This is a genomic window from Ruegeria sp. BG8 (assembly GCF_056538325.1).
The window spans coordinates 59,360-85,223 of the sequence record NZ_JBQFSZ010000006.1 but is presented as its reverse complement, the minus strand read 5'-3'; the positions used below and the strand labels follow the sequence as shown (position 1 = coordinate 85,223).

Here is a 25,864-nt window from a genome sequence, read left to right as displayed (position 1 = left end):
CGAAATCGGCGGGGCAAGGCTTAAGTGCCATGTGTCAGGCCACAGGCACCGGCGGTATTCAAGAAATCAGTTGTGCATCTCGGCGCGGATTTGCTGGCGCAGCACGTCGATCGGTACTGTTTTGCCATCGCGCTTAAAGCACCAATAGGTCCAGCCATTGCAAGAAGGGGCATTCTCAAGATGCGCACCAACCTGATGGATCGAGCCTTTGACATTGTCGCCCACCAGCGTTCCATCGGCACGGACCTTGGCTTTGTGGCGCTGGTTCATCGAGTACAGCTCTTCGCCCGGGCGCAGCATGCCGCGTTCAACCAGTTGGCCAAAGGGCACGCGCGGCTCCGCGCGTTTGCTTGCGCTGACCTCCAGCGCTTCGCGGTCAAACTTGCGGACCTTGGCGATGCGCTTTTCGGCTACTTTGCGATAACTTTCCTCGCGCTCAATCCCGATAAACTCACGCCCCAGCATCTTGGCGACAGCGCCGGTGGTGCCTGTGCCAAAGAACGGGTCCAGCACAACATCGCCCGGATTGGTCGAACCGATCAGGACACGATGCAGCAGCGATTCCGGTTTTTGTGTTGGATGGGCCTTGTCACCGTTTTCATCCTTGAGCCGCTCATGCCCCGTACAGATCGGCAAAACCCAGTCGCTGCGCATTTGTACGCCTTCGTTCAGGGCCTTCAGCGCCTCGTAATTGAACGTGTATTTCGCACCTTCGCGTTTCGACGCCCAGATCATCGTTTCATGCGCGTTGGTAAAGCGTTTTCCGCGGAAGTTCGGCATCGGGTTCGATTTGCGCCATACTACGTCGTTCAGAATCCAATAGCCCGCATCCTGCAGGGCCGAACCCACGCGGAAGATATTGTGATACGAGCCGATCACCCAAATCGCGCCATTGGGCTTGAGCAGACGATGCGCTGCCTTCAGCCACTCTCGCGTGAAGTGATCATAGGCACCAAAGCTCGAGAACTGATCCCAGTGATCATCAACCGCATCCACCTGAGAGTTGTCCGGGCGGTGCAACTGACCTTTCAGCTGCAGATTATAAGGCGGATCTGCGAAAATCAGATCAACCGACGCCTCCGGCAGACTGTTCATCACGTCGATGCAGTCCCCGGATAGAATCGTGTTTAAAGGGAGCGCTTTTGCGCCCTTTTTGGTGGTCGTAGTCATATCACTGCCTCAAGTGTCCACGGCGCTTTTGCGCTCATTTGGTTGAGACAAGGATGAGTCAAAGACGATTCGCCGTCAATTTCTTTTTTGAATCAGCGACTTACGTTTTTCTCTTGATACAAGATATTGTGGACCGGTTTGAACGAACGTCTATGGTGTGGGGTGACACCAAGATTTCGCAAGGCTTCCCTGTGTTGTTTTGACGGATAACCCGCGTTTGTCTCCCATCCATATCCGGGATGCTGTTGCGCCAAATCCACCATCAGCTGATCCCGCCAGTTTTTGGCGATGATCGAAGCAGCCGCAATCGACACCGAATGTGCATCGCCCTTGATGACAGCCCGCGATGGAATTTCCAGCCCGCGCGGAATCATGTTTCCATCGATCAGAACAAAATCCGGTGGCGGGTCCAGCGCCGCCACTGCCCGCTCCATCGCCAAATGCGAGGCACGCAAGATATTGTGTTCGTCAATCTCGGCAACCGAGGCTTCGGCAAGTGTAATCTCGGCGCATTCACGCAGAACACTGTCCAAAGCGGCGCGGCGCTTGGCTGTCAGTTTTTTGGAATCATTCAGACCTTGGGGGATGTCTTGCGGGTTCAGGATAACGGCCGCGGCAACTACAGGTCCGGCAAGCGGACCCCTGCCAACTTCGTCCACACCGGCGATCCGCAGATAACCGTCTTCGGCCAATGATGTTTCAATGTCGTAACTCGGTATCGTCATAGAACCGGGAAATCCTGTTTCCGGGCCCTTCGCAAGAAAAAAAGAGAGCAGCTTTCGCCACCCTCTTCTTCCGCAGCGCTTCTTTGGCGCCGCTCCTGCTCGGATACGGTTACTTGTAAACCGTGCGGTATCCGTGATGGCGCAGGCATGCGGGTTCGTATGCCCGCTTGACCTTTTTGCCATTCCAGAAACCGACAAGGCACTCTCGCGGCAGGCTATTTGCGTATTTGTAATGATCGTGCAGGCAACCCGGGCCATAGAGCGGGCGCTTGTGCGAGTAGTTTTTGAATGTCCGCAGGCACCGTCTGGGCAGATCATATCTGGCGACCCGATGGGGCAAGGGCCGTACCGGATGATGCGGCTTTACGGGTTTTGGTTTGTAGACATGTTGCTTGTGGCGGCTGGCACGCTCTTTGTCCTTTTCTTTGTTGTAGTAGTGCACGCCCGCACCAATGATCGCGATTGCAGCGAGACCACCGAGAATGTCCTTGGCGTCTGCGGCCCGCGCCTGTGACACTGAAACGCCTGTGATTGTGATTGCCGTTGCAACGATCAGAGCGATGAATTTGCGGTGCATGTTGTTTGTCCTTTTTCGTGCTGATGCGATCCCAAGCGGACCGCGAATTTCTTGCACCAACACTGGTCGCTTGCCCCTCAGACAAGCAATAACGGGTAAATGTTATCGGATATCAGGACCCCGAAACCCCTTAGGATATTGAATATCAGGCGAAGGCGTGCGCAGGATGCAGCCTATGAAACAGATCCTATCTTCTCTGGCTATCATTGCCCTGATATCGGTCGGCACTGGCGCTTCGGCTGCGGATTGTTATGCCGATTACAAGGCCAAGCAGGACAACCCGCTGCGGCTGCATTACGGCGTCATGAAAGTGTCTGCCTGTGACAAGGGAAAGGCGAAAAAAGAGGTCTCGCAACGTCTGCGTGGATCGGGCTGGACCCTGCTGAATGTCATGTCAGTTTTCGGGCCGGAAGGGTTGGGCAAAAGGAAGGGCAATGCCGGAAAATTCTATCTCCGTTACTGAGGCGCGGCGATCAGGTGTGCGGCTGGTCGGCGCGGGTATCGCGGCGATTGTTCTGATTCTGGTGACTGCAGCCGTTTTCCTGTTCTGGACCTTGCCGGACGCCAATGCCTTTAACGCTCGTGTCGAACGGTTATTCGTCGAAAGTGACCTCACAACGCAGGCCGAAATCCGTCTGCTGGAAATCCTGGCACAATCCGGAACGGCGTTTGCCGACACGCTGTCCAGCTATCGCATGGTCATTTTCGTTCTACTGGTTTTCGCAAGCGCAATGCTGGTCACGGCGCTGGTCTTTCTGGTGATGCTGGTGCTGTTGAACCGCCGCATGGCCCAGATCGAACGTACGGGTATTCAGGTTACATCCCTGCTGATCAGCCGCGAGGAAAACACCGTTTACCTCAACAACATGGATTTCAAGCTGACGCCTGCCGCGATGGAGACCCTTTCGGTTTTGGCTGAGTCCCGGTTGGACGACGAGGTTCTGTCTGGCGCCCAAATCGAGGCGATGATCTCGGGCAGAAATGCTGCCGATTGCGACGAAGCCGCTGGTGCCACCCGGATCAAACGGCTGCGGGACGCTTTGGGCAACCAGATGGTCAGTGAACTGCTGGTCAAGAACATCGCCAAAAAGGGCTACATGCTTTCAATCGAAAAAGACGTCATCCAAATGGTCTGACCTGCCCGCCTAACAAACCGTTAAAGCGGAAAAAAGTGGCACACCCCTTGGAATGCCTTCGCAAAGCGCCCATCCTAGTAGGACCCGCGCTAGGAGGTTAACCGTGAACGTCCACGTCGCACCAAAAGCCACAGGCTATGACATCACCGTAGAAGAGCTTAAGGGGCCGGTCTCTATCTACCGGGGCAAAACCTTGTTGGCCCAAAGCACCAATGCAAAGGTGATGTACGAGACACGGCTGCCGCCCATGATCTACATTCCACGCGCGGATGTCCGCGTTGATCTGAGCGATGAGACCGATCTTCAGACGTTTTGTCCGTTCAAAGGCACCGCAACGTATCATGACGTCATCCTTCCGGATCAAAGGCTGGCCAACTCTGTTTGGGCGTACGAAGACGCCTTGCCTGAAAGCAAGATCATTCAAGGGCATATTGGATTCGCGTCGGCGGCCTATGATCGGATCGATTTGGGCGAGAATGCGCTCCGCGACCCAAATGACGGTAATATCAGCGGTCCGCTGATTGACTGGCTAATGCGAGGGGCGTCCGAGATCTCATCCTCAGAAGACTTTACCAAGGCGCTTTCTGAAAAAATGCTGGAACATGGCATTGCCATTCAACGTCTCAGCATTCTGGTCTGGTCCCTTCATCCGCTCATCGCGGGGAAGCACTACATCTGGGAAAAGGGCGTCGACAAAATATCGACCAACGTGCCGACCTACGAGATCCACGATCACCCGGCCTATATCAACAGCCCCTTGCGACATGTGTCGAATGGGCTGGGCGGCGTACGTCAGCGCCTGAACGACGAAAACCCGCATAACAGCTTTCCAATCATGGAAGACTTACGGGCCAAAGGGGCGACTGACTATGTCGCCATGCCCCTGCCCTTTTCCGATGGACGGACGAATGTTCTGACACTGACCTGCGATCATCCTGACGGGTTCACCACGGAAAACCTCGGTTTGGTTTTCGAATGCTCGACCGTGATCGCGCGGTTTTACGAAGTCTTCATGCAACGCGAAAACGCACAGGTTCTGCTGGAAACCTATGTTGGCAAGCGATCCGGCGCCCGTGTGCTGGGCGGTGAAATTCGGCGGGGCGATGGGGATGAGATCGACGCTGCAATCATGTTCTGCGATCTGCGCAATTCTACCCTTCTGGAAGAACAACTGGGCCGGGAAGCTTACATAAGCCACCTGAACGATTTCTTCGAAACCGTGTCAGGTGTCGTTCATGAAAACAGCGGCGAGGTTCTCAAATTCATCGGCGACGCGGTCCTGGCTGTATTCCCGGCCGGAGATGACTCGATCACCGCACGTGGTAATGCACAGCGCACAGCTATTGAAATTGTCGAAAAACTGGGAGAGCTACGCACACTGGGGTCAGAAATCCACTGCGATTGCTCGATCGGTGTGGCCTATGGGCGTGTGACCTATGGCAATGTCGGATCGCGCGAACGGCTGGATTTTACGGTCATCGGCCAAGCTGCAAACATTGCCGCTCGGTTGGGGGAATTTGGCAAAACAGTCAATCACCGGATCGTCGTTTCCGCTGACATTCTGCCTGCCTGTTCGAACGCGGTGCCGCTTGGTGATGTCAAACTTCACAATGTCTCAAAACCGGTGGCCTCCTTCGCCCTTAAAACCGCAGCGGATGCAATATTGGATGGGTGAATCGCGTATCCCTGTCCCGCCAGACGCAAATTTCCGCTTGAGAGCAAGCTAAATGTCCAGACAGGCAACCGATCCTGTGCTTAACCCCCCAGCAGGATCAGAGCCGTCTGCGCCGGTGAAATTGTGTTTTGTAACTGCGCAATCTGACTTCGCGCCAGATACCTGTCTGTAAGCTGCTCGATGGCAGCCTCTTCTGTGAATTGGCTAAGGTCGTCAGATCCGGTTGCGCGAGACAACCGATCTTTGAACACCTCGAGTTGCCTGTCGATATCAAGCTGCGCGAAACTGGATGGCAGGCCGAGTGCTGTTTCCATCATATTCCGCAGCGGAGGTAAGCTCATCAAGTCGAACCACTTTGTATCGCCGCTGCCCTCCTGCCTGGCAAGATCGGCCAGCGCATGTTGCGCATAAAGAGAAATGCGCATTGTTTCATCCCGCTCTCCGACAGCGACCTCAAAACGTGAGACGACATTGTCGCGCGCAATATCTTCCATGAATGTGATCAGGCTCGTCCTGCGAATTTCACCGGGCCCAAGCCCAAAAGCCTCGGAAAACTCGCGGTATCTTTTGTCGGACAACCGATTGGACAACGCATCATCTGCGCTGGTTCCGTCCGACAGCACCTTTTGAATAAAGTAGCGATTATTGATATCGCCCTCTAAGCCAAAGGCACCCAAGGCGACCTGCAGCAATCGACGATCCGAAACCAAATCTTCTGCGGTTTCCACCTTACTGATATTCTCAAGGAAATAGCGGGTTTCACGTTCATTGACGGCAGATGACGCGAAACTATCGATCTGCGTATCATATGTCCGCTGTAAGAAACGCCATCCGACAAGACCACCAGAAGGGACGACCGGCTGAAACGTCATTGTCGGTATGCCATCAGGCGCTCTTCGCGCGGTAGTAATGCGCGCAAGGATTTCAGACACTTGTAATATTGCTTTGCCAATAGCGCCTCTGTCGCCTCGGCCAACACCTTGCGGCTGTCCGCATCTGTGAAGACCTGGCTCAACTCTTCTACCCGGCGCAAAAGTTGTTGGCGGCCATGATCCGCCTCCATGTCCCCTGAAAGAACGAGTTGCGCGGCATAGCAGACACGTCGAACCGGCGTGTTGACTTCATCGGGGTGAATAGCATCCCGCAAACGCAGTACATTGGCATCTGGGGTCATGATGGAAAAACGGCTGCGTCTGTCGCCGTTTTCCAAAACAACTCCGTTGATCAGCACCCGTTCTTTCGGGGCCAGTTTCAAGACAAGCCCCCCCATCAGGCAGCACTCATCTGCCGTAGCCCACGCAAGACGGCCATATTGATTTCCAAAAGAGGTTCAACCGACGCTTTCTGACCTAAGACGTGACTGCTGTGCTGCTCTGTAAACTCGGCCAGATAAAAAATCCGCGCACGCAAATCATTGGGCAGGGCATTATCGGCATCGGTTACGCCGCTTGCCAGCACACTCCAAAGGCGACGGTTTTCGTGTAGGGCTTGAACGAATCCGCCAAAATCCGTTTTTTGCCGGGCGGCGGCGGCCTTAAGCCGATGCGTGATCTTTGAGATTGCCTCGTATTCGGTGTCGCGCGGGGTGCGGGTGGGCGCGGCGGTCTGCGCATAGGCGCGCTGTGCAAGAGAGTGCGGTGTCACTTGAAATCCTTCCAATTGGCCGTCTTTTGCCGATCAATGTCGGGGCGCGTTTCCGCGCCCCGATCTGGTTCCTGAGGTTAACGGAACAGTGACAGGATCGACTGCGGCGCCTGGTTGGCAATCGACAACGACTGGGTCGCCAACTGCTGCTGAACCTGCAGCGCCTGCAAACGGGCCGAGGTCTCTTCCATGTCGGCATCAACCAGCGAACCGATACCGGATTTGAATGAGTCCGCCAGATTCGAGATAAACTCTTTCTGGGTCTCAATCCGGCCTTGCGCCGAACCGAAAGCCGCCGAGGCGTCGATCGCCGTGTCGATCAGACCTTCGATGGTACCCAGAGCGGCCAGTGCGCCCGCATCCGTGGAAACGTCGATCGAATCCAGAGCGCCAAGACCGCCTGCACCAGCGTTGGTGAACTGGGCCGCAACGGTCACGTCACGATCCGCATCCGCACCAGCCGTTGCAGTACCGGTCACGAAGCTCAGCGTTCCGGGGTTGCCCGAGTCGTAGTCAATCGCGACACCCGTGATACCCAGCGCGTCGATCTTGTTTTTCAGACCCACAGCAACAATGGCATCGGTATAAGCTGCGTCATAGGTGCCCGACGGATCCAGGTCAGAGTCCTGGATGGTGTAGGTCGCAACCTGATCACCCACGGCAATCGAGACCTTGTCGCCCGCTTCGAAGTTGTCGGTCGAACTGTCGATTACGATGTCACCACTGCCACCGGTCTTATCCATGGTGAAGCCAGCGGTGTCGTTGTCGGTGGTCACGTTATCCGATCCCGCAAGGACACCCTTGGCCGTGTAGCCGCCCACCGAAAGATCTTGCGCAGCAACGCTGATGGACGACGCAGTCACATCACCCCCCGCATCACGGTCCAGAGAGGACAGGATTGACGCTCCTGCGCCACCGTTGACCAGATTCAGGCCGTTGAACTGCGCGGCACCCACAACAGATTCGATCTGATCCTTCAGGGCGCTCACGTCCGTGTTGATCTTGTCGCGGTCCACGTTGTCTTCCTGCGCCGCGACGATCTTGCCTTTCATCTGGTTCAGCAGATCGGTCACGGTTTCCGATGCGTTCCGCGCCACCGCGACAGTCGACTCGCCCAGCGCCAGGCTGTCTTTGATCGCGTTGAATCCCTTGACGTCGGATTCCATCACTTTCGAGATCGCCCAGACCGCCGAGTTGTCCTTGGCGGTTGCAACGTCCTTACCAGTCGAGATCGCGTTCTGGGTCATCGCCAGGTTCTTGTTGACCGACTTCAGAGTCTGCAGCGCAACCATTGCGCCATTGTTGGTCAGAATGCTGGACATAGCTTCTTCCTTTTTTCGTATGGGCCCTTTGCGCCCGTGCTAACCCCGCACCATCTGCGGGCTTTAACGTCTTTCTGATCACTGCGATCCGCCGTCCGGCTGTTCGCGCCACCTGCTGTTCCCAGGTGCCCGACTACCTTTGCCTCTGATCCCCTAACGGAGTGCTAAAGCTCGGTGGTTTGAAAATTCAGATTTGAATCAAACCTGCGATTAGGCGCGTTTCTCAAGCTTGGCGTGGCTGCGCACAGCAAAACCGCTGCGCTGCCCCCCCGCATCATATGTAGTGAATTCCTGCCGAACCCGGCGAAGTTCAGCCATCCGTTCAGCGACAGCGCGAATGCCGTCCGCCGCACTGTTCAGAAGCGCCTGATTTCTTTCGACCTTCTTGTGCAGACGGGTCAGCGCAGCGGTGTCAAAGACTTCGAGGTCATTTATCGCACCTATCAGTTTTTCTTTTTCAGGTGCCATGTGATTGAGCTGGTCCAGATCTCCCTGAACCAAAGCTGCACGCTCTGAATCCAGTAGCTCTTCCAGAGATTTGACCAGATTGATTTCAGGCTTTGTCGGCATGAGCGCTCTCCATCAAAGACCGGAACAAGATTTCAGAAAGCCCAACGCCTCCGGCTTCGGCCATTTGGCGCGCTTGTTGTTGCACCAGAAATGACGTGAACTGGTCTTCGCCGGTGCCGCCCCCGAAGGATTCGCGCGATTGACCAAGCCCGGCGGATTTCAGCATCTCGGTCAGAAAGGCTGCTTCCAACTCAATGGCCGCAGATCGCAACTTGTCATGCACCGCTGGTGGTTGAGAGGTTGGCGTCGTCGTGGAAATCTTCATCGTATTCTCCGAAATTTGCTTAGAACTTTCTCGAACAAAGACGATAGCGGTTAAAATAAACGTAACTTCCTGCGGGCAGGTTTCTGGTCACACAATCGGAGCCGGAGCAAAATGCCCAACCCTCTTTCAGTGACGACATCGGCACCTGCAGCCAGCGCCAAGACCGGCGCGAACGCCAAAGACACCGCCGAGCCCAGAACGGATGACTCTTTTCAATCCGTTCTGGAGGAACAGGCGCAGCCGGCGACGGATGAGGTCGAAACTCCCACTTTGGCAACTTCGGATACTCACGTGGACCAAGCCGCATTTCCCTTGGATCACGTTGCGGAGAACGATCAGGATGCACCGGCCAATGACGAGCCCCTAGCGGAGGTCACTGGCCCGCAGTCTGTGGAGACAGACCTTGCTGACACTGCCAGTCCCATTGATCCACCGTCGTTATTTACTGCAGCGGCCCCTCCGTTTGATCAGAAAGCGGTGTCAGACAAGGCATTCCGTCCTGTTGTGGACATGACAACCCAAACCGCGGCTTTGCCAAACGCCGGGGAACTTCCACTAGCTGCTAAAGTGGCCCCTGTGACACCCAAGCTCGATAAGTCGCACGATCATGCTCGACCTGCTCAAGAATTGACTGGTGGATTTACAAATGCGGGGCGTGATCCGGTTTCCGCTTTCTCAGAAAATGTTCCTGCAAAAAAACCTACTTCGCCAGACAAAGCGCCGACTGTCGTTCAAATGCAACTTATGATGCCAAACCCCCAAGATAGCATCGACGGCTTAACCGTTACGGAATCGGATGAAGCGCTTCCGTTAAGGGACATATCCACTCTGTCACAGACACGCGAAACGGCAGGCTCAGCACATGCTTTGACCACCGCTGCGCGCACGGAAACAACCCGTGCGATCGCAGGCCAGATGGCCGCCGTAATAAATGCAAGACCACAGGGTGGCATCATCGAAATCGCATTAAACCCAGAAGAACTGGGCCGCGTTTCCATCGTACTAAACAACCGTGACGACGGCATGCACCTGACAATTGCGACCGAACGTCCGGAGACATTGGATATGATGCGGCGTCACATTTCCGTGCTGGAAACAGAATTCAAAAACCTCGGGTTCGGGGATTTGTCTTTTGACCTGGGCTCGTCCGCTCACGCGCAGCAAGACGCCGCCAATGCCGAAACTGGATCAGAGGTTGAGGACGACCAAAACGATCCAACACCATTAAACGCGCTGCCTGCACAACGTTTGGGTGCTACCGGCCGCATCGACCTGAGGTTATGACAATGATCACTTCCACCCAACCTGCCACACAAAGCCCAAGCCAGACACAATCATCTGCGCAATCAGGCAGTTCAGGGCTTACCTCTGATTTTGAAACCTTTCTGTTGATGCTGACGGCGCAGGCTAAAAACCAGGATCCGCTGGAGCCGTTGGACTCGTCCGAATACGCGTCGCAGTTGGCCCAATTCTCAATGGTTGAGCAGCAAGTCCAGACCAACGAGCTTTTGTCGTCATTGTCCGTGAACATGGGTAACGTCGATATGGGAGAACTTGCTGCCTGGGTTGGAATGGAAGTGCGCTCAGCCTCTTCGTTTTATTTCGACGGTGAGCCCCTAACGTTACAGGTCGAGGTCGATCCGGCGGCCACTGTGGCCAAGATGGCGATCCGCGACGAGAGTGGAACCGTCATCGAACGGATAAGCGTCCCCTCAGACCAGGCCGAATTCGTCTGGGCAGGCACAGATGGCACTGGCAACCCTCTTCCCCCCGGCAGTTATTCGGCAACACTCGAAAGCTATGACGGAGACGAACTTCTGTCGGAACAGTTAGCCTCGGCCTACAACAAAGTCGTTGAAGCCCAGGTGCTAGATGGTTCTGTCTTTCTAACACTGAAAAGCGGGCAAGTTGTCCCGGCAGGAATTGTGACAGGCGTCAGAGCTGGCGCTTGATCTGGGGGGCAAGACGGGCGAAAGGTTTGCAACCTGCGACTCGCGTACTCAATTGGTGAACCCGCTGCCTGACCTAACCGCCCCACCTGAAGACCTTGTCCAAGACTTGCGGAACGCCTGTCTCATGGAAAGCCGTGCGCGGTTTCAGAACCTTTATGGCGGTCGCACAAATCAGGTTTGGAAAGTATTGGGTGGTGACGGCGACAAGGTGCTGAAACTGTATCGGGCCAACCTGAGAAACCCGCTTTTCAGGAATGATGCAGAACTGGAGGCCCAGTGCCTGCGCGCCCTTCAAGACACAGGTTTCGTTCCGCGTCTGCGCGCGACTGGAACGCACGAAAACGGTCACTGGGTTTTTTATGATCATGCACCGGGATCGCCTTGGCAGTCGCAACCTCAGAATGTCGCCGACCTTTTGTACAGATTGCATACCCACAGCGCATCGGTACTTGCGCCGGCAGGTTGTAACGGCAGTTCAGCGTTGGACGCTCATACCGCGCAAATTTTGGCCGGGTGCGTTTCGAAAACCAAGGCGCAGCTAGAGCAGTTGCGCCCAAATCTACAGGTCGCGCCCAACGCCCGAACCTGTCTGATCCACGGGGATCCAGTAGCGGGAAACATTCTGGTCGCTCCGTCCGGCCTTACTTTGATTGACTGGCAATGTCCTGCGCATGGCGATCCGTGCGAGGATATCGCCATGTTCCTGTCGCCCGCCATGCAATACCTATACCGCGGTCAACCCTTGTCGTCTGAGGAAGAGCACCAGTTTTTAACGGCCTACGGCGATGCCGAAACAGTCGAACGCTTTATAACACTGCGCCCGTGGTACGCATGGAGAATGGCTGCTTATTGCCTATGGCGCGTTGAGAATGGCGCCGAAGACTATGCTGTAGGACTTCGGCTTGAGGCGAGTCTTCTTTAGCACCGTTACAAATCAGCTAAATCCATCATGGCATAGGCAGGGGGCATCAAGGCGCGACGCCATGATCCCAAAGGAAAACGACGTGGTGGTTGCGAGATAGGCGCCGGAAGCCCGGTCTGCTCGCCCAACACAAGTCGCGCCAAAGCCCGCCCACAATACGTCCCCATCGCCACTCCATTTCCGTGAAAGGCGAAACCGGCGAAAAGGCCGGGCTGATCGGGAACGGGTCCCGCGAACGGTACCAGGTCACGCGACATGCATACCATCCCGGACCACATATGGGTCACATCCACCGCCTTCCATGCAGGGAACATGCGCACGAAATCTCGCTGGACCTTTTGACGAATAGCAGCCTCAACCCCCGGCGATGACCTGAGGCCGCCGCGCATACCGAACAGGAACCTTTGGTCCGGCATCAGGCGAAAGTAGTGCAGCAGATGACGTGTGTCATACGACATCTGATCAGTTGTCCATCCTTGCGATTCCAACTCAGCCTTTGACATGGGGCGCGTTACCAAAACCGTGGATTGGGCGGGCATGTAGCGACCCGACAGCCACATCGGAACATCTTCGCTGGAGTACCCGTTAGTACAAATCAGAACATTTTCGGCGCGGACATGGCCCGAAACCGTTCGCAAACTGAAACCATTCGCTGATTTCTCAACACTCAAAACAGCGCTGTTTTGAAACAGCTTGGCTCCATGTTGCTGTGCTGCTTTGGCCAGTCCAAACAGGTACTTCCTGGGATTCAAACCAAAGCCCACAGGAATTGTGTAACCCCCGTGAAAACCATCGCCAAAACCCAGATCCGTCAGGTCCTGCGCCTCATGCAAGGTGCCGATTTCACTTGCACCTCGCCTCAGCTTTTCCATCGCACGGTCGTTATGGGCCAGTTGGGTTTCCCCGTTCGAATGGGTATCCGCGTCTATGTCATGTGTGCGCAATAGGTCGGCGACCAATTGAACGGCCTCCTCCTCAGCCCGTTCATAATCAAGGGCCGCTTGCGTTCCGTAAGTTCGTTCCATCGCCTTCTGGCCTAGTTTCGCGCCGCCAAGACAACAAAAACCGCCATTGCGACCGGAGGCCCCCCATCCCGGCGTTTCAGCTTCAAACACGGCGACGGATGCACCAGCTTCCGCAAGGTGCAGCGCCGCGGAAAGACCTGTGAATCCGCCACCTACGATGGCAATATCTGCCGCATCATCGCCTTGGTGCGTTGGCCAATCCGGGCTGGGTATTGTTTCGTCCCACCAACAGCCCTCTCTTGGGCCCGGGCCGTAGGTGTAGGCGGGAAATACGCGTTTCATTCGGCACGCGCCGCAGCCATTTCATCCTGCTTTTGCCGCACCATGGCACGTTTTGTCACCAGCGACGCCGTTATGACCCCCAGCGTGACAACGGCGATCATGATTGTGGACAAGGCGTTGATCTCGGGGCTAACCCCCAGCCTGACGGCTGAGAATATCTTGATCGGCAAAGTTGTGGCAGAAGGGCCCGAGGTAAAGGACGCAATAACCAGATCATCCAGCGACAAGGTGAAGGCCAGCAACCAGCCCGAGATCACCGCGGGCGCAATAATCGGCAGGGTCACAAGGCGGAAGGCTTGCGCGGCCGAACATCCCAGATCCAACGCGGCCTCTTCCAGAGACTGGTCAAAGGTCACAAGGCGCGAGGACACAACGACGGATACGAAACACATCGAAAAGGTTGTATGCGCCAGAACGATTGTCAAAATACCCCGATCCAGCCCAATGCCGATGAACAACAACAGCAGCGACAAGCCAGTGATCACTTCGGGCATTACCAACGGCGCATAGATCATCCCGGAGAACAGCGTGCGCCCAAAGAAACGCCCCCCGCGCACCAGGACATATGCCGCCGCTGTCCCCAGAATAGTGGCGAGTGTTGATGAAAACACAGCCACCCGGATCGTGACCCACGCAGCGTCCAAGAACGCCTCGTTCTGGGCCAGCTCACCGTACCATTTGGTTGAGAACCCGGCCCAGACTGTAACCAGCTTACTTTCGTTGAACGAATAGACGATCAGGATGATCATCGGGATGTAGAGGAACGCAAATCCCAGCGTCAGCGAAACCGTGTTAAACCAACTCAGCCTGCTCATTGCTCGGCCTCCGTCTGTTTTTGCTGGTTGCGCTGGAACAACACGATCGGGATCACGAGGATCAGCAACAGCACCACGGCGACCGCACTGGCCACGGGCCAATCGCGGTTCGAGAAGAACTCCTCCCAAAGCACTTTGCCGATCATCAAAGTTCCCGAGCCACCAAGGAGCGAGGGGATCACAAACTCACCTATCACCGGGATCATGACAAGGAAACAGCCCGCAATGATGCCGGGGCGGGACAAGGGGATTGTCACCAGCCAAAACGCCTGAATGCGGGAACAGCCAAGGTCTTCGGCGGCTTCGATCAGGGACTCGTCCATCCGTTCCAAGGCTGAATAAATCGGTAGGATCATGAAGGGCAGATAGGTATAGACAATACCGATATAGACCGCCGTTTGCGTGTTCAGAATGGTGAGCGGAGTTGAAATAATACCAGTCCATAACAAAAGCTGGTTGAGGTAGCCTTCGGTCCCAAGAATACCAATCCACGCGTAAACGCGGATCAGGAACGACGTCCAAAAGGGCAGGATCACCAACATCATCAGCGTCGGCCGCCACTCGATCGGCGCGCGCGCCATACCATAGGCGATGGGATAGCCCACCAGCAGAGTCAGAAACGTGGAAATAAGCGCGATTTTGACACTGGACAGATAGGCCTTCCAGTAAAGGTCATCCTCGGTCAGCCAAACATAGTTCTCGAGATCGAGCTGGCCGAAGAATTCCTTGATCCCGGCCCAGCCCGCAGAAAAATCCAGCGTCGGAGTGTATGGCGGAATTGCCAGGGCCGTATCTGACAGTGAAATCTTCAGAACGATAAAGAACGGCACCAGAAACAGCGCCAGCAGCCAGACATAAGGAACAGCGATCAGAAACGCGCGGCGCATCAGTTTGCCAGCAAAACCGCGGCGGTGGCTGTCCAGGACAGCCAGACCGGGTCTTCCCATGTAAACGACCGGCGCGATATGCGGCGAGTGTTGGCCGTCTGCGCCTTGATGATCGTGCCGTTAGGCAACTCGACATGATAAGTGGACAAGTTGCCCAGATAAGCAATGTCGTGCACTTTGCCCTGCACCGCGTTGATCGCATCAGTAGGGCGGTCTGCCGAGATCGTCACCTTTTCGGGCCGAATGGCGATGTGGCAGGCTTGCCCGTGTGAAAAACCGTTGCTCGACGTTGCAGTCAGTGGCGCTTGCCCCTCGGCCCAGTCGATCTGATAGGTATCGTCTCCGTTTTTGGTTGCGCGGCCTTCGATAATGTTCACGTCGCCAATGAAATCAGCCACGTAGACTGAATTCGGGCTTTCATAAATCCGGTCCGGCGTCGCAACCTGCATCAGTTTGCCCTGATCCATCACAGCGACACGGCTGGCGACGGTCATCGCCTCTTCCTGATCGTGTGTTACGATTACAAAAGTGGTGCCTGTCTTTTCCTGAATATCCATCAGTTCAAACTGCGTGTCCTGCCGCAGTTTCTTGTCCAACGCGCCCAACGGCTCATCCAGCAACAACAGTTTGGGGGCCTTTGCCAAAGACCGGGCAAGCGCCACGCGCTGGCGCTGACCGCCCGAAATCTGATGTGGCTTGCGACGTGCGAATTGTTCCAGCCGCGTGAGGCGCAACATCTCTTCGACACGGTCCTGCAGATCATGTTTGGGCATGTTGTCCCGGCGCAAACCGAACGCGATATTGTCCCAAATGCTGAGATGCGGGAACAGCGCGTAGGACTGGAACATCATGTTCACAGCCCGTTTGTTTGGTGGGATCGGGGCGATATCCTGACCGCCCAGCATGATATGGCCTTCGGTCGGGGTTTCGAACCCGGCCAACATCCGCATCATGGTTGTCTTACCGCAGCCCGACGGCCCCAGAAGGGCAAAGAACTCGCGCTCAAAAATATCCAGAGAAAGGGTGTCGATGGCCGTAAAGTCGCCAAACCGCTTGGTGACATTCCGGAATTGGATCAAGGGTTTCGCCTGCGGGTCATCCCACGGCGCAAAGACGTCTGAGTTCACTATGGCCCCCGTTCGACATTCTGGAAAAAAGGGCAAGGCGGGAACCCCGCCCTGCCGAGATAAACCGGATCAGGTGCCCGATTTGATCTTGGTCCACAGACGGGTCACAACCCGCTGAGTCTTCGCCGGGTAAGGCGTTGTGATGTAGAGGTTCTGCATCGTTGCTTCGTCCGGGTAAATCGCCGGATCGCCGATCACGTCTTCCTCAAGGAACTCTTGCGAGGCCTTGTTGCCGTTTGCGTAGTAAACATAGTTTGACGCGGCTGCCATGTTGTTGGCGTCCAGAATGAAGTTCAAGAACTTATGCGCGCCTTCCGGGTTCGGAGCGTCCGCCGGAATGGCCATCTGGTCAAACCACATCAGCGAGCCTTCGGCGAACGGGTGGTATTCGATTTCAATCCCGTTATCCGCCTCTGACGCGCGGTCACGGGCTTGCAGGATGTCACCCGACCAACCCACAGCCACGCAGATATCGCCGTTTGCCAACGCGTTGATGTATTCCGAGCTGTGGAACTTCTGGATATGCGGACGAACGCTCGTCAGAACTTCTTCGACCTTCTTGATGACGTCCGGGTCATGGCTGTCCGGGTCTTCGCCCAGGTACTGCAATGTCATCGGGATCATTTCAGCTGGCGCATCCAGGAAATGCACACCGCACCCGGCCAGCTTTTCCATGTTTTCAGGATTCAGCACCAGCTCCATGCTGTTGAGCGCCACATCATCGCCCAGCGCTTCTTTGACCTTGCCGACATTCACGCCGATCCCGGTGGTGCCCCACATGTAATTGATGGAATAGGCATTGTCAGGATCGTAACCGGCGGTGCGTTCCTGAATGACTTCCCAAAGATTGCCCGTGTTGGACAGCTGCGAGGTATCCAGCGGTTGAAATGCCCCGGCTTGAATCTGGCGTTGAAGGAACGTACCGGACGGCACCACCACATCATAGCCTGACCCGCCAGCCAGCATCTTGGTCTCCAGCAACTCGTTGCTATCGAACACGTCATAGATGAGCGTCAGGCCCGTTTCTTCTTCGAATTTGGTCAAAAGGTCCTCATCAATGTAATCGGACCAGTTGTAGACGCGCACTTCTTCGGCAAAGGCTGCCGAAGTCCCCAGTGCGACGACCGCTGTTAGTGTCAGCGTTTTGAGTGTCATTTTAGTCTCCCTGCAAGTGTGCGGGTATTTTCCCGTTTTTTTGGATTTGATCAAGTTTTGCGTTTTCCCCCGATCCGGCGTATGGTTTCACGAGGCTGGGAACCTGGCAAGTAAACACAGTGGGAAACAGGGCAAACCAATTGGATTTGATCAAAAATAAGGCATCTCGGGCGGACTCGACAGATCAGAAACAACCCGCGCATGAGCAGGTCTATAGAACCCTCAGGTCTCAGATCATGTACGGGGACTTGGTGCCGGGGCAGCCCGTGACCATCCAGGGTTTGACCGATTCGCTCGGCGTCGGAATGACCCCTGTCCGTGAAGCAATTCGGCGCCTGATCTCGGATGGCGCACTGGTGTTTCAAGGTAATCGGCGGGTCAGCGTTCCTCTACTGAGCAATACCGATGTTCAACAGATGATTTTCGCACGAAAGTCAATAGAATCAGAGCTTTCCCGCCGTGCGACCGCGAATATCACCCCGGCAGACATCGACAAGCTTGATCATATAGACCAGCGGCTGGACCGTACCATCGTTGATGGAGACGTCGGCGGGTATCTGCGCCTTAACCATCAGTTCCATGAAACTCTTTATGCGCATGCAAACGCCCCGATTCTCAACGATCTGACCGAACGGCTGTGGCTGCGGTTCGGACCGTCATTACGTGTGGTATGCGGCCGCTTTGGTACCCAAAGCCTTCCGGATCGCCACAAAGACATTCTGTCCGCGCTTCGTCGGAAAGACGCGGAACAAGCCGCGAAAGCGACAGCGCAAGACATTGAGCAAGGCATGGAACTGATGGCTGAGGCTTTGGTCAACGCCTAGATCACGGCGATTCGATTGACAGAAAAAAATTTGATCATATTGTAACTCGCAACCGCTCTTGCAGGAGATTCTCCGATGTCCATCATCACCAATCACATGCCCACCGCCGAATTGCAGGCGCTGGACGCCGCCCACCATATGCATCCGTTTTCCGCCAACGGGTCGTTGGGGAAAGAAGGCGCACGCGTGATCACCCGCGCAAGTGGCGTGTATCTGACCGACAGCGAAGGCGAGCAAATTCTGGACGCGATGGCTGGTCTGTGGTGCGTCAACATCGGTTACGGACGCGACGAACTGGCCGACGCAGCGGCGCGCCAGATGCGAGAGCTGCCATACTACAACACGTTTTTCAAAACGACCCATGTGCCGGCTATTGCACTGGCCAAGAAACTGGCGGAATTGGCCCCCGGCGATCTTAACCATGTTTTCTTTGCCGCAGGCGGATCCGAAGCGAACGATACCAACATCCGCCTGGTGCGCACCTACTGGGCCGAGAAGGGCCAGCCAGACAAAAACATCATCATCTCTCGCAAGAACGCCTATCACGGGTCATCCGTCGGTTCGGCTTCCCTCGGCGGTATGGCCGGTATGCATGCGCAGGGCGGCATTCCAATCCCGAACATTCACCACATCAACCAACCGAACTGGTGGGCCGAAGGCGGTGATATGACCCCCGAAGAATTCGGATTGGCCCGCGCACGCGAGTTGGAAGAGGCAATCCAGGAACTGGGCGAAGACCGCGTCGCTGCGTTCATCGCAGAGCCTGTACAAGGGGCCGGTGGTGTCATCGTCGCCCCCGATACGTACTGGCCGGAAATTCAGCGTATCTGCGACAAATACGATATCCTGCTCATCGCTGATGAGGTGATCTGTGGATTTGGCCGTACCGGTAACTGGTTCGGATCGCAGACAGTCGGTATCAAACCTCACATCATGACAATCGCAAAGGGTCTCAGCTCAGGCTACGCCCCGATTGGTGGCTCAATCGTCAACGATGAGATTGCTGAGGTGATTGGGGGAACCGAATTCAATCACGGCTACACCTATTCCGGCCACCCGGTTGCAGCAGCCGTTGCCTTGGAAAACCTGCGCATCCTGGAAGAAGAAAACATCGTCGACCACGTGCGCAATGTTGCGGCGCCCTACCTGAAGGAAAAGTGGGAGGCTCTGGCAGATCACCCATTGGTCGGCGAAGCAAAAATCGTCGGGATGATGGCGTCGATCGCGTTGACACCCGACAAGGCAAGCCGGGCCAAATTTGCCTCTGCCCCCGGAACCGTCGGCTACGTATGCCGTGACCGCTGCTTTGGCAATAACCTGATCATGCGCCATGTTGGCGACCGAATGATCATCTCGCCGCCTCTGATCCTGACGCCGGACGATATCGACGAAATGTTCGTGCGCATACACAAGTCGCTGGATGAGGCACAGACCGACATAATCGAAAAGGGCCTGATGAAAGCTGCAAGCTGATCCGCGCAGCTTCATCTGGCTAAAAATATCCCGGGGGAGTCGCCATCAGGCGACGGGGGCAGAGCCCCCTTCCCCTACCGCAGCCGTTCTAACAATCGCAGGGATGCATAACCATCCGGAAGCAATCCCTGCGCCATCTGGTAGGCCCGCACAGCTTTGGTCGTATTCGGGCCCGTCCGCCCATCAATGCCTTGCGTATCAAACCCGGCTTCGGTCAGTAGGCTTTGCAGTTCTTTTTTCTCGGTAAAGCTCAGCACGCGATCCGCGCGTGGCCATTCGGCCTCAAATGAACCACGACCGCGCAATCGGTCGGATAAGTGGCCTATTCCGATCACATAGGCGTCGGCTCCATTATACTTTTCGATCACACGGAAATTATCAAAGATCATCAACGCAACGCCCTGCCCTCCAGCGGGCAACAGGATCGCGGCCTGTCCATGGTCCGGCACCGACTTACCATCGCGGGATAGAACGCCACGTGCCGCCCACTCCGACGGCAGCAAGGTATAACCCCGCTGCGCCGAGGCGTAGTCGAAACCTTCCGGTAACCGCACTTCGACACCCCAGGGCTGACCCTTGGTCCAACCGTGCCGCGCCAAATAGGACGCGGCAGATGCCAGCGCGTCCGTTGGATCCTCGGACCAGATATCGCGCCGTCCATCGCCGTCGAAATCAACCGCGTGTTCCAGGTACGAGGTTGGCATGAACTGCGTATGCCCCATAGCACCCGCCCAACTGCCCACCATTTCATTGGGGTCAACGTCCCCAGCCTGAATGATACGCAATGCTGCAATTAACTGGGCTTCGAAAAACTGCGCTCGTCTCGCGTCAAAGGCGAGCGTCGCAAGAGATCGCAGCGTCTGGTCGCTGCCGCGAAATGAGCCAAACGAGGTTTCCAGCCCCCAGATCGCAGTCACAACCTCTTTCTCGACGCCGTACTGAGCCTCGATCCGGGTCAGTGTGGTTTTGTACCGCTGCAGCCCTTCGCGCCCGTTGGCAATACGCCGGTCGGAAACTGCGGCATCCAGATATTCCCATATCGGTTTAGAAAACTCTGCCTGGTTGCGATCGCGTTTGATGACATCTTTATCGTAGGTCAAACCAGCAAGTGACCGGTCCAATGTCGTAGCCGAAATACCTTGCTCCAGCGCCCGACTTCGAAACGCCCCTAACCACGCCTGAAACCGCGCGTTACCTTCGGTTGACACTCGGTACTCCTTGACCGTTGGTCGGACGACTGGCCGAATGGACACCGAAACATCGGCAGAGGCGAGTTGTATCGTCTCCGCCCCATTGGGTGAATTGATGGATTCCGCCTGCACTATGGATGCCCATAATGCAGCGGTCATGACGCCGCTTAAGCATTTACGCATTCCGAATTTCCTGATTACTGCTCAACCTCAGGATAACTCAAAAACGGAATTTCACAAAGCGCTCAGGTTGTGGACTCGCGGTCTTTTGCTTCCCATTGATCATCAGTGCCGTCAGAATGCGATATGGGCGCGTCCCGGCTTCACCGTCGGTTTCCGCACCAAGGCCATGCATCGTTTCAATGTCGCAGTGAAATGATTCAGACCATTTGCCGGGGTCCTACGCCAGTCGCGTCGACGTCGTCACTGAACTCGACTGTATAAGCGTGCGGTTAACGTGACCTGCAACGCTATTGCCAGCGGAATGCTGTGACCGGACAAACCCCGATTTTTCTGCGGGCGAAAACCAGATAGGCTGAGTCCAAATCTCAAGGAACAATGGCAGCAAGCGACCCCAAGATGACACCCTTCAAAGATCCCAAAGTCGCCGCAGCCTATGACGCACTACCTGATGAGACACGTGCCGGTGCATTGGCCCTGCGTGAGCTGATTTTTGAAACAGCTGCGACCTTACCTCAGGCAAACCCACTGGACGAGGCATTGCGCTGGGGGCAACCCGCTTATCTGGCACCGAAAGGATCCACAATCCGGTTGGGTGCTCACAAAGCGGCGCCCTTTGCGCTGTTCGTACATTGTCAAAGCCGGTTGATAGGGGATTTCACCTCGACCTTTCTCGGTGAAGACCGGCTCGACGGGAACCGTGCGGTCTTGTTTGATAACCCATCTCAGATTGACGCGACCCGCCACGGTTGGTTGATCGCTCGGGCCCTGACTTATCACGTTTCGAAAAAGCTTTAATGAGAGTGGATCATTTCTGACGACGCTTACGCTCGACCTTGCGCTTGATCTTATCCTTTTTGCGTTTGGTACTGACCGCTTTGCGACGCGTGCTTCGCTTGGACGGCCCACGCCCGCGTGGCAAAGCCTGATCGTCGATGGACAGCAGCTCCAACTCAAGCCCGCCGGTCACGGGCGTCGCTTCGGTTAGCCGAACCGTAACACGCTGACCAATGGCGATGATCAGCCCGGTGTCTGATCCCATCAGTGTCCCCGCCTCACGATCAAAATGGAAGAATTCGCGGCCCAGTGAACGCACAGGCACCAGCCCGTCCGCGCCGGTTTCGTCCATCTTCACAAACGCACCAAAACGCGCAATTCCACTAATACGACCCGTGAATTCGTTGCCCACACGTTCGCTGAGATAGGCTGCAAGGTAGCGATCGGTTGTGTCGCGCTCGGCCATCATCGAGCGTCGCTCGGTATCCGAGATATGGGTTGCCGTCTCTTCAAGTCGCGCAATTTCATCCTCGGTCAGCCCATCCTTGCCCCAGCCATGGGCCGAAATCAGTGACCTATGTACAATCAAGTCGGCATAACGCCGGATGGGAGAGGTAAAATGCGCATAGTTGCGCAGCGCCAGACCGAAATGGCCGAAGTTCTCGGGGTTGTAATAGGCCTGCGCCATCGACCGCAGGGTGGTCAGGTTGATCAGTTCCGCATCTTCCGTCCCGGCAGCGGCGTTCAACAGCGCGTTCAGGTGGCGGGTTTGCAGCACCTGCCCTTTGGCCAGATTCAAGCCCGCCGCCTGAGCCGTCTCGCGCAGGCTTTCCAGTTTTTCAGGGGCGGGTTCCTCGTGAACGCGGAACAGCAGCGGGCGGCGTTTGGCGATCAGCGTTTCGGCGGCAGCTACATTAGCGAGGATCATGAATTCTTCGATCAGCTTGTGCGCGTCCAAACGGTCGCGAAAGGCCACGCTGGTCACTTCGCCAGTATCGCTGAGCACGATTTTGCGTTCCGGCAGGTCCAGTTCAAGCGGTTGCCGTTCCGACCGCGCCTTTTTCAGAGCGGCATAGGCGGCGTAGAGCGGTTTCAGCACCGTTTCCAAGAGCGGCCCGGTGCGGTCGTTGGGGGTGCCGTCGATGGCCTCCTGCACCTCCGCATAATGCAGTGATGCGGCCGAGCGCATCAGGCCGCGCACAAAGCGATGGCCGATCTTGTTGCCGTCCGCGTCGATCTGCATCCGCACTGCGATACAGGCACGTGGGACGCCTTCGTGCAGCGAACACAAATCGCCCGACAGACGGTCAGGCAACATCGGCACAACGCGGTCCGGGAAATAGCTGGAGTTGCCGCGCTTGCGCGCCTCGCGGTCCAGCGCTGTTCCGGGCTGCACATAGGCGGCCACATCGGCAATCGCGACCCAGATCACATGCCCGCCGGGGTTCTTGGGATCGTCATCGGCATGCGCATAGCACGCGTCGTCATGGTCGCGCGCGTCCGAAGGGTCGATGGTCAGCAGCGGCATGTCCCGAAGATCTTCGCGACCTTTCAGGCCGACGGGTTTGGCCTTGTCGGCCTCATCAATCACCTTGTCCGGAAAGTCGTCGGGGATGCCGTGCTGATGAATCGCGATCAGCGAGACGGCTTTGGGCGCGGTCGGATCACCCAACCGTTCGACGATGCGCGCGCGGGGCAGGCCCATGCGGCTTTTCGGCCCCGCTTGTTCGGCCTCGACCAACTCCCCATCCTTGGCACCCAGCAGCGCGCCCTCGGGCACCAGCCATTCGTTTTGGCCAGTCTTGTCGATGGGCACAATCCGCCCGCCCTCGGCCCCTTTGCGGAAGATGCCGACGATCTTGCGGGGGTTGGTGCCGATCCGGCGGATCAGGCGGGCCTCATAGTTGTGGTCCGCTTCCTGCACCACGGTCAGACGGGCCAAAATCCGGTCGCCTTCGCCCAGCGCCGGATCGCTGGCGCGGGTGATCAGCAACACGATGGGTTCGACCCCTTCCCCATGCCATTCCAATGGGCGGGCAAATAAATCGCCATCGGAATTCGGAGCCTTCACCTGCAACACGCTAACTGGCGGCAGCCGATCCGGGTCACGATAGCTGCGCTTGCGCTTTTCCAGATGGCCCTCGGCCTCAAGCTCACGCAGGATGCGCTTGAGATCAATCCGCGCCGCACCTTTGATCCCAAAGGCTTTGGCGATATCGCGTTTCGAGGTCAGGGTGGGGTTCGCCGAGATCCAGTCGAGGACCTCCTGCTTGGTGGGAATGCGACTCATAAGTTCGGCCTATCACGGGTGTGCGACCGCGTCATGACCAAAAACGGATCAGGGTTTCAGATCGGCCACCGTATCCACATCGCGCAACTGCTCCAACATCGCAACGCGCATACCGGGGACCGAGGCCAAAGTGTCAGCCAGCGCATGCTCGGTCGACCAGCGGACATCACGAAAAAGACTTAGTGGCAAAGAACCGTATCGTTGCGCGCCGACCAGCCAATACCCGCCGTCAGGCGCAGGACCAAACGTCATCTGCGCATGACCCAACGCCTTGAACGCGTGAGCGATATGGCCCCGAGTTATTCCCGGAATATCTGCACCAATAAGGCAAACCGGGCCCGTAGGCATGCCCCGCAACATACGCCCCATCCGATCACCAAGATCGCCGCGCCCTTGCGGCGCGCGGGGCAGATCGGCGGGCCAGATACGACTGGTCAGCCCTTCGCGATCAGGCGATACCGCCAAAATGATCTGCCACCGAGGATCGCGTAACCGCCGGATCAGGTTGCGGGTCTGATGGCGAAACCACCACGCCGCGCCCACCATGCCGATATCCCGGCCCAGTCGGGTTTTCACCCGACCCGGTCGCGGCTCTTTCACCATGATGACCAGTGTTCGTCGCATATCAGGCGAAATAGTCCCGCAAGATGCGCGTATAGATCGCCTTGAGCTGTTCGATCTGCGCCACCTCAACACATTCGTCCACCTGATGCATCGTGCGGCCCACCAACCCGAATTCGACTACGGGGCAGTGGTCTTTCACGAAACGCGCGTCCGATGTACCGCCCGTTGTCGACATCTCGGGTACCACACCGGTTTCCGCCTCAACCGCCTTGGCAACCAGCGCGGACAGGGGTCCCGGCGGGGTCAGAAAGCTTTCGCCAGAGATTTTGATGCGAACGTCGATCTCAACCCCGAACTCATCTGCCACGGCAGCCGCCTCGGCCCGCAGCCAATCACTTAGGCTGGCGCCGGAATGCAGGTCGTTGAATCGGATATTCACCGCCCCAGTGCATTGCGCCGGGATAACATTCGTTGCGGGATTGCCGGTGTCGATCGTCACCACGGCCAATGTCGAGGCGTCAAAATGGTCTGTGCCCTGATCCAGGTCGTGGCTGGCCAAGCGATCCATTAGCCGCGCCATCGCGGGCATAGGGTTCTTGGCCCGGTGGGGATAGGCCGCATGCCCCTGCACGCCTGTCACAGTGAACCAGATATTCATCGAACCGCGGCGCCCGATCTTCATCATCTCGCCCATGGTGTTGGGGCAGGTCGGCTCGCCCACCAAACAGACAGACATCCGCTCTCCGGATATATCCATAAAATCCAGCAGGGCTGTGGTGCCATCCAGCGCGTCGCCCTCTTCATCACCAGTTATAGTCAGGATCACCGCGCCGTCCGGTGGTGTGTCGCGTACGAAATCGACAGCCGCCGCGGCAAAGGCCGCTACGCCGGATTTCATATCGGTCGTGCCACGGCCGTACATCACGCCATCGCGGATTTCCGCCCCGAAGGGCGCTGTTGTCCATGCGTCCTCATCCCCGACGGGGACAACATCCGTATGCCCGTTGAAACCAAAACTACGCGGATGGCCTTTGGCACCCCATCGCGCAAACAGATTACTGATCCCACCGCGATCGACACGGGTGCATTCAAACCCGGCAGCGGACAAAACCTGCACGAGCAAAACCAAAGCGCCCCCCTCTTCGGGTGTGACCGAAGGGCAACGGATCAGGTCTGCCGTTAACTGTACCGGATCTGTCATCTTTGGCCCCTTTTCCATTACGCGCGGGATGTTCGCGCACAGATTCAACGAATTGGCCGGATTGCCAACCCCCGCAGACCGAATTCAATCGGCTTTTTTAGCAAACTCTCGAACTG

28 protein-coding genes are annotated in these 25,864 nt (G+C 56.6%); 10 read left to right on the top strand and 18 right to left on the bottom strand.

Annotation, left to right across the window (positions count from 1 at the left end):
• Positions 1-66: 66 nt before the first annotated feature.
• From ACR0DG_RS13535 to ACR0DG_RS13525, 3 genes are all read right to left on the bottom strand, one after another.
• Positions 67-1,170, bottom strand: coding sequence for a DNA methyltransferase (locus ACR0DG_RS13535; RefSeq protein ID WP_480698015.1), 1,104 nt, complete (start codon positions 1,168-1,170; stop codon positions 67-69).
• 92 nt (positions 1,171-1,262) lie between these two features.
• On the bottom strand, positions 1,263-1,895 hold the full coding sequence (locus ACR0DG_RS13530; protein WP_480698016.1) for a ribonuclease HII: 633 nt from the start codon (positions 1,893-1,895) through the stop codon (positions 1,263-1,265).
• 109 nt (positions 1,896-2,004) lie between these two features.
• Positions 2,005-2,472 carry a hypothetical protein gene (locus tag ACR0DG_RS13525; protein ID WP_480698017.1) on the bottom strand — a complete coding sequence of 156 codons (468 nt, stop codon included), beginning with the start codon at positions 2,470-2,472 and terminating at the stop codon, positions 2,005-2,007.
• Between the two features lie 175 nt (positions 2,473-2,647).
• On the opposite strand from ACR0DG_RS13525, the gene ACR0DG_RS13520 reads away from it, so the two are divergent.
• The 3 genes from ACR0DG_RS13520 (at position 2,648) to ACR0DG_RS13510 (ending at position 5,283) form a co-directional block, all read left to right on the top strand.
• On the top strand, positions 2,648-2,935 hold the full coding sequence (locus tag ACR0DG_RS13520; protein ID WP_480698018.1) for a hypothetical protein: 288 nt from the start codon (positions 2,648-2,650) through the stop codon (positions 2,933-2,935).
• A complete protein-coding gene (locus ACR0DG_RS13515; RefSeq protein WP_480698019.1) occupies positions 2,907-3,608 on the top strand; it encodes a winged helix-turn-helix domain-containing protein in 702 nt (233 codons plus the stop codon). Before ACR0DG_RS13520 ends, ACR0DG_RS13515 begins: the two co-directional genes overlap by 29 nt.
• 103 nt (positions 3,609-3,711) lie before the next feature.
• Positions 3,712-5,283: a DUF427 domain-containing protein gene (locus ACR0DG_RS13510; RefSeq protein WP_480698020.1), complete on the top strand. Its 1,572-nt coding sequence runs from the start codon at positions 3,712-3,714 to the stop codon at positions 5,281-5,283.
• Positions 5,284-5,363: 80 nt separating this feature from the next.
• Here ACR0DG_RS13510 and ACR0DG_RS13505 read toward each other — a convergent pair whose 3' ends face one another.
• The 6 genes from ACR0DG_RS13505 to ACR0DG_RS13480 all read right to left on the bottom strand — a co-directional run bounded on the left by ACR0DG_RS13505 (position 5,364) and on the right by ACR0DG_RS13480 (position 9,084).
• Entirely contained in the window at positions 5,364-6,155 is a 792-nt protein-coding gene (locus tag ACR0DG_RS13505; protein WP_480698021.1) for a DUF1217 domain-containing protein, read from the bottom strand.
• Positions 6,152-6,553 (bottom strand): flagellar biosynthesis repressor FlbT, encoded by a 402-nt coding sequence (flbT, locus tag ACR0DG_RS13500; RefSeq protein ID WP_480698022.1) that lies wholly within the window; start codon positions 6,551-6,553, stop codon positions 6,152-6,154. The genes ACR0DG_RS13505 and flbT overlap by 4 nt, the downstream gene beginning before the upstream one ends.
• Positions 6,553-6,927 carry a flagellar biosynthesis regulator FlaF gene (flaF, locus tag ACR0DG_RS13495; protein WP_480698023.1) on the bottom strand — a complete coding sequence of 125 codons (375 nt, stop codon included), beginning with the start codon at positions 6,925-6,927 and terminating at the stop codon, positions 6,553-6,555. Before flaF ends, flbT begins: the two co-directional genes overlap by 1 nt.
• Positions 6,928-7,004: 77 nt before the next feature.
• Complete coding sequence (locus tag ACR0DG_RS13490) at positions 7,005-8,249, bottom strand: flagellin N-terminal helical domain-containing protein (protein WP_480698024.1); 1,245 nt, start codon at positions 8,247-8,249, stop codon at positions 7,005-7,007.
• A 210-nt stretch (positions 8,250-8,459) separates the two neighbouring features.
• A complete protein-coding gene (locus tag ACR0DG_RS13485) occupies positions 8,460-8,819 on the bottom strand; it encodes a flagellar biosynthesis protein FlgN (protein ID WP_480698025.1) in 360 nt (119 codons plus the stop codon).
• Positions 8,803-9,084 (bottom strand): rod-binding protein, encoded by a 282-nt coding sequence (locus ACR0DG_RS13480; protein ID WP_480698026.1) that lies wholly within the window; start codon positions 9,082-9,084, stop codon positions 8,803-8,805. The genes ACR0DG_RS13485 and ACR0DG_RS13480 overlap by 17 nt, the downstream gene beginning before the upstream one ends.
• Before the next feature lie 111 nt (positions 9,085-9,195).
• On the opposite strand from ACR0DG_RS13480, the gene ACR0DG_RS13475 reads away from it, so the two are divergent.
• The 3 genes from ACR0DG_RS13475 to ACR0DG_RS13465 are packed head-to-tail and all read left to right on the top strand — an operon-like array spanning position 9,196 to position 11,958.
• The gene (locus tag ACR0DG_RS13475; RefSeq protein WP_480698027.1) at positions 9,196-10,368 is read left to right on the top strand and encodes a flagellar hook-length control protein FliK; all 1,173 of its coding nucleotides are present in this window, start codon (positions 9,196-9,198) and stop codon (positions 10,366-10,368) included.
• 2 nt (positions 10,369-10,370) lie between these two features.
• Complete coding sequence (locus ACR0DG_RS13470; protein ID WP_480698028.1) at positions 10,371-11,036, top strand: flagellar hook capping FlgD N-terminal domain-containing protein; 666 nt, start codon at positions 10,371-10,373, stop codon at positions 11,034-11,036.
• Between the two features lie 55 nt (positions 11,037-11,091).
• Positions 11,092-11,958 carry a phosphotransferase gene (locus ACR0DG_RS13465; protein ID WP_480707182.1) on the top strand — a complete coding sequence of 289 codons (867 nt, stop codon included), beginning with the start codon at positions 11,092-11,094 and terminating at the stop codon, positions 11,956-11,958.
• 5 nt (positions 11,959-11,963) lie between these two features.
• Here the strand turns inward: ACR0DG_RS13465 and ACR0DG_RS13460 are convergent, their stop codons facing one another.
• From ACR0DG_RS13460 to ACR0DG_RS13440, 5 genes are all read right to left on the bottom strand, one after another.
• A complete protein-coding gene (locus tag ACR0DG_RS13460; protein ID WP_480698030.1) occupies positions 11,964-13,265 on the bottom strand; it encodes an NAD(P)/FAD-dependent oxidoreductase in 1,302 nt (433 codons plus the stop codon).
• Positions 13,262-14,080: an ABC transporter permease gene (locus ACR0DG_RS13455; protein WP_480698031.1), complete on the bottom strand. Its 819-nt coding sequence runs from the start codon at positions 14,078-14,080 to the stop codon at positions 13,262-13,264. Before ACR0DG_RS13455 ends, ACR0DG_RS13460 begins: the two co-directional genes overlap by 4 nt.
• Positions 14,077-14,967, bottom strand: a complete 891-nt coding sequence (locus ACR0DG_RS13450) for an ABC transporter permease subunit (RefSeq protein ID WP_480698135.1) — start codon at positions 14,965-14,967, stop codon at positions 14,077-14,079. The genes ACR0DG_RS13455 and ACR0DG_RS13450 overlap by 4 nt, the downstream gene beginning before the upstream one ends.
• Positions 14,967-16,094, bottom strand: coding sequence for an ABC transporter ATP-binding protein (locus tag ACR0DG_RS13445; RefSeq protein WP_480698032.1), 1,128 nt, complete (start codon positions 16,092-16,094; stop codon positions 14,967-14,969). The genes ACR0DG_RS13450 and ACR0DG_RS13445 overlap by 1 nt, the downstream gene beginning before the upstream one ends.
• A 69-nt stretch (positions 16,095-16,163) precedes the next feature.
• Complete coding sequence (locus ACR0DG_RS13440; RefSeq protein ID WP_480698033.1) at positions 16,164-17,249, bottom strand: polyamine ABC transporter substrate-binding protein; 1,086 nt, start codon at positions 17,247-17,249, stop codon at positions 16,164-16,166.
• Between the two features lie 140 nt (positions 17,250-17,389).
• Here ACR0DG_RS13440 and ACR0DG_RS13435 point away from each other — a divergent pair, with 140 nt between their 5' ends.
• Both ACR0DG_RS13435 and ACR0DG_RS13430 read left to right on the top strand, forming a co-directional pair.
• Positions 17,390-18,073: a GntR family transcriptional regulator gene (locus ACR0DG_RS13435; RefSeq protein WP_480698034.1), complete on the top strand. Its 684-nt coding sequence runs from the start codon at positions 17,390-17,392 to the stop codon at positions 18,071-18,073.
• A 75-nt stretch (positions 18,074-18,148) separates the two neighbouring features.
• Positions 18,149-19,546 (top strand): aspartate aminotransferase family protein, encoded by a 1,398-nt coding sequence (locus tag ACR0DG_RS13430; RefSeq protein ID WP_480698035.1) that lies wholly within the window; start codon positions 18,149-18,151, stop codon positions 19,544-19,546.
• A 74-nt stretch (positions 19,547-19,620) separates the two neighbouring features.
• On the opposite strand, the gene ACR0DG_RS13425 is transcribed toward ACR0DG_RS13430, so the two are convergent.
• On the bottom strand, positions 19,621-20,895 hold the full coding sequence (locus ACR0DG_RS13425; protein WP_480698137.1) for a lytic murein transglycosylase: 1,275 nt from the start codon (positions 20,893-20,895) through the stop codon (positions 19,621-19,623).
• Between ACR0DG_RS13425 and ACR0DG_RS13420 the strand changes: the two genes are divergently transcribed.
• Complete coding sequence (locus tag ACR0DG_RS13420) at positions 20,792-21,115, top strand: hypothetical protein (RefSeq protein ID WP_480698144.1); 324 nt, start codon at positions 20,792-20,794, stop codon at positions 21,113-21,115. The genes ACR0DG_RS13425 and ACR0DG_RS13420 overlap by 104 nt on opposite strands.
• Positions 21,116-21,315: 200 nt before the next feature.
• Entirely contained in the window at positions 21,316-21,714 is a 399-nt protein-coding gene (locus tag ACR0DG_RS13415; RefSeq protein ID WP_480698036.1) for a DUF1801 domain-containing protein, read from the top strand.
• Between the two features lie 10 nt (positions 21,715-21,724).
• Here ACR0DG_RS13415 and rnr read toward each other — a convergent pair whose 3' ends face one another.
• The 3 genes from rnr to dapE are packed head-to-tail and all read right to left on the bottom strand — an operon-like array spanning position 21,725 to position 25,748.
• Positions 21,725-23,983, bottom strand: coding sequence for a ribonuclease R (gene rnr / locus ACR0DG_RS13410; RefSeq protein ID WP_480698037.1), 2,259 nt, complete (start codon positions 23,981-23,983; stop codon positions 21,725-21,727).
• A 48-nt stretch (positions 23,984-24,031) separates the two neighbouring features.
• Positions 24,032-24,607, bottom strand: a complete 576-nt coding sequence (locus tag ACR0DG_RS13405) for a TIGR04282 family arsenosugar biosynthesis glycosyltransferase (RefSeq protein WP_480698038.1) — start codon at positions 24,605-24,607, stop codon at positions 24,032-24,034.
• 1 nt (position 24,608) lies between these two features.
• On the bottom strand, positions 24,609-25,748 hold the full coding sequence (gene dapE, locus ACR0DG_RS13400) for a succinyl-diaminopimelate desuccinylase (RefSeq protein ID WP_480698039.1): 1,140 nt from the start codon (positions 25,746-25,748) through the stop codon (positions 24,609-24,611).
• Positions 25,749-25,864: the final 116 nt, after the last annotated feature.

Excerpts from the sequence above, each read along its gene's own strand:
- ACR0DG_RS13535 (WP_480698015.1), bottom strand. The coding sequence starts at position 1,170 with ATGACTACGACCACCAAAAAGGGCGCAAAAGCGCTCCCTTTAAACACG.
- ACR0DG_RS13530 (WP_480698016.1), bottom strand. The coding sequence starts at position 1,895 with ATGACGATACCGAGTTACGACATTGAAACATCATTGGCCGAAGACGGT.
- ACR0DG_RS13525 (WP_480698017.1), bottom strand. The coding sequence starts at position 2,472 with ATGCACCGCAAATTCATCGCTCTGATCGTTGCAACGGCAATCACAATC.
- ACR0DG_RS13520 (WP_480698018.1), top strand. The coding sequence starts at position 2,648 with ATGAAACAGATCCTATCTTCTCTGGCTATCATTGCCCTGATATCGGTC.
- ACR0DG_RS13515 (WP_480698019.1), top strand. The coding sequence starts at position 2,907 with ATGCCGGAAAATTCTATCTCCGTTACTGAGGCGCGGCGATCAGGTGTG.
- ACR0DG_RS13505 (WP_480698021.1), bottom strand. The coding sequence starts at position 6,155 with ATGACGTTTCAGCCGGTCGTCCCTTCTGGTGGTCTTGTCGGATGGCGT.
- flbT (WP_480698022.1), bottom strand. The coding sequence starts at position 6,553 with ATGGGGGGGCTTGTCTTGAAACTGGCCCCGAAAGAACGGGTGCTGATC.
- ACR0DG_RS13490 (WP_480698024.1), bottom strand. The coding sequence starts at position 8,249 with ATGTCCAGCATTCTGACCAACAATGGCGCAATGGTTGCGCTGCAGACT.
- ACR0DG_RS13485 (WP_480698025.1), bottom strand. The coding sequence starts at position 8,819 with ATGCCGACAAAGCCTGAAATCAATCTGGTCAAATCTCTGGAAGAGCTA.
- ACR0DG_RS13480 (WP_480698026.1), bottom strand. The coding sequence starts at position 9,084 with ATGAAGATTTCCACGACGACGCCAACCTCTCAACCACCAGCGGTGCAT.
- ACR0DG_RS13475 (WP_480698027.1), top strand. The coding sequence starts at position 9,196 with ATGCCCAACCCTCTTTCAGTGACGACATCGGCACCTGCAGCCAGCGCC.
- ACR0DG_RS13470 (WP_480698028.1), top strand. The coding sequence starts at position 10,371 with ATGATCACTTCCACCCAACCTGCCACACAAAGCCCAAGCCAGACACAA.
- ACR0DG_RS13460 (WP_480698030.1), bottom strand. The coding sequence starts at position 13,265 with ATGAAACGCGTATTTCCCGCCTACACCTACGGCCCGGGCCCAAGAGAG.
- ACR0DG_RS13455 (WP_480698031.1), bottom strand. The coding sequence starts at position 14,080 with ATGAGCAGGCTGAGTTGGTTTAACACGGTTTCGCTGACGCTGGGATTT.
- ACR0DG_RS13450 (WP_480698135.1), bottom strand. The coding sequence starts at position 14,967 with ATGCGCCGCGCGTTTCTGATCGCTGTTCCTTATGTCTGGCTGCTGGCG.
- ACR0DG_RS13440 (WP_480698033.1), bottom strand. The coding sequence starts at position 17,249 with ATGACACTCAAAACGCTGACACTAACAGCGGTCGTCGCACTGGGGACT.
- ACR0DG_RS13430 (WP_480698035.1), top strand. The coding sequence starts at position 18,149 with ATGTCCATCATCACCAATCACATGCCCACCGCCGAATTGCAGGCGCTG.
- ACR0DG_RS13420 (WP_480698144.1), top strand. The coding sequence starts at position 20,792 with ATGGACACCGAAACATCGGCAGAGGCGAGTTGTATCGTCTCCGCCCCA.
- ACR0DG_RS13425 (WP_480698137.1), bottom strand. The coding sequence starts at position 20,895 with ATGACCGCTGCATTATGGGCATCCATAGTGCAGGCGGAATCCATCAAT.
- ACR0DG_RS13415 (WP_480698036.1), top strand. The coding sequence starts at position 21,316 with ATGACACCCTTCAAAGATCCCAAAGTCGCCGCAGCCTATGACGCACTA.
- rnr (WP_480698037.1), bottom strand. The coding sequence starts at position 23,983 with ATGAGTCGCATTCCCACCAAGCAGGAGGTCCTCGACTGGATCTCGGCG.
- ACR0DG_RS13405 (WP_480698038.1), bottom strand. The coding sequence starts at position 24,607 with ATGCGACGAACACTGGTCATCATGGTGAAAGAGCCGCGACCGGGTCGG.
- dapE (WP_480698039.1), bottom strand. The coding sequence starts at position 25,748 with ATGACAGATCCGGTACAGTTAACGGCAGACCTGATCCGTTGCCCTTCG.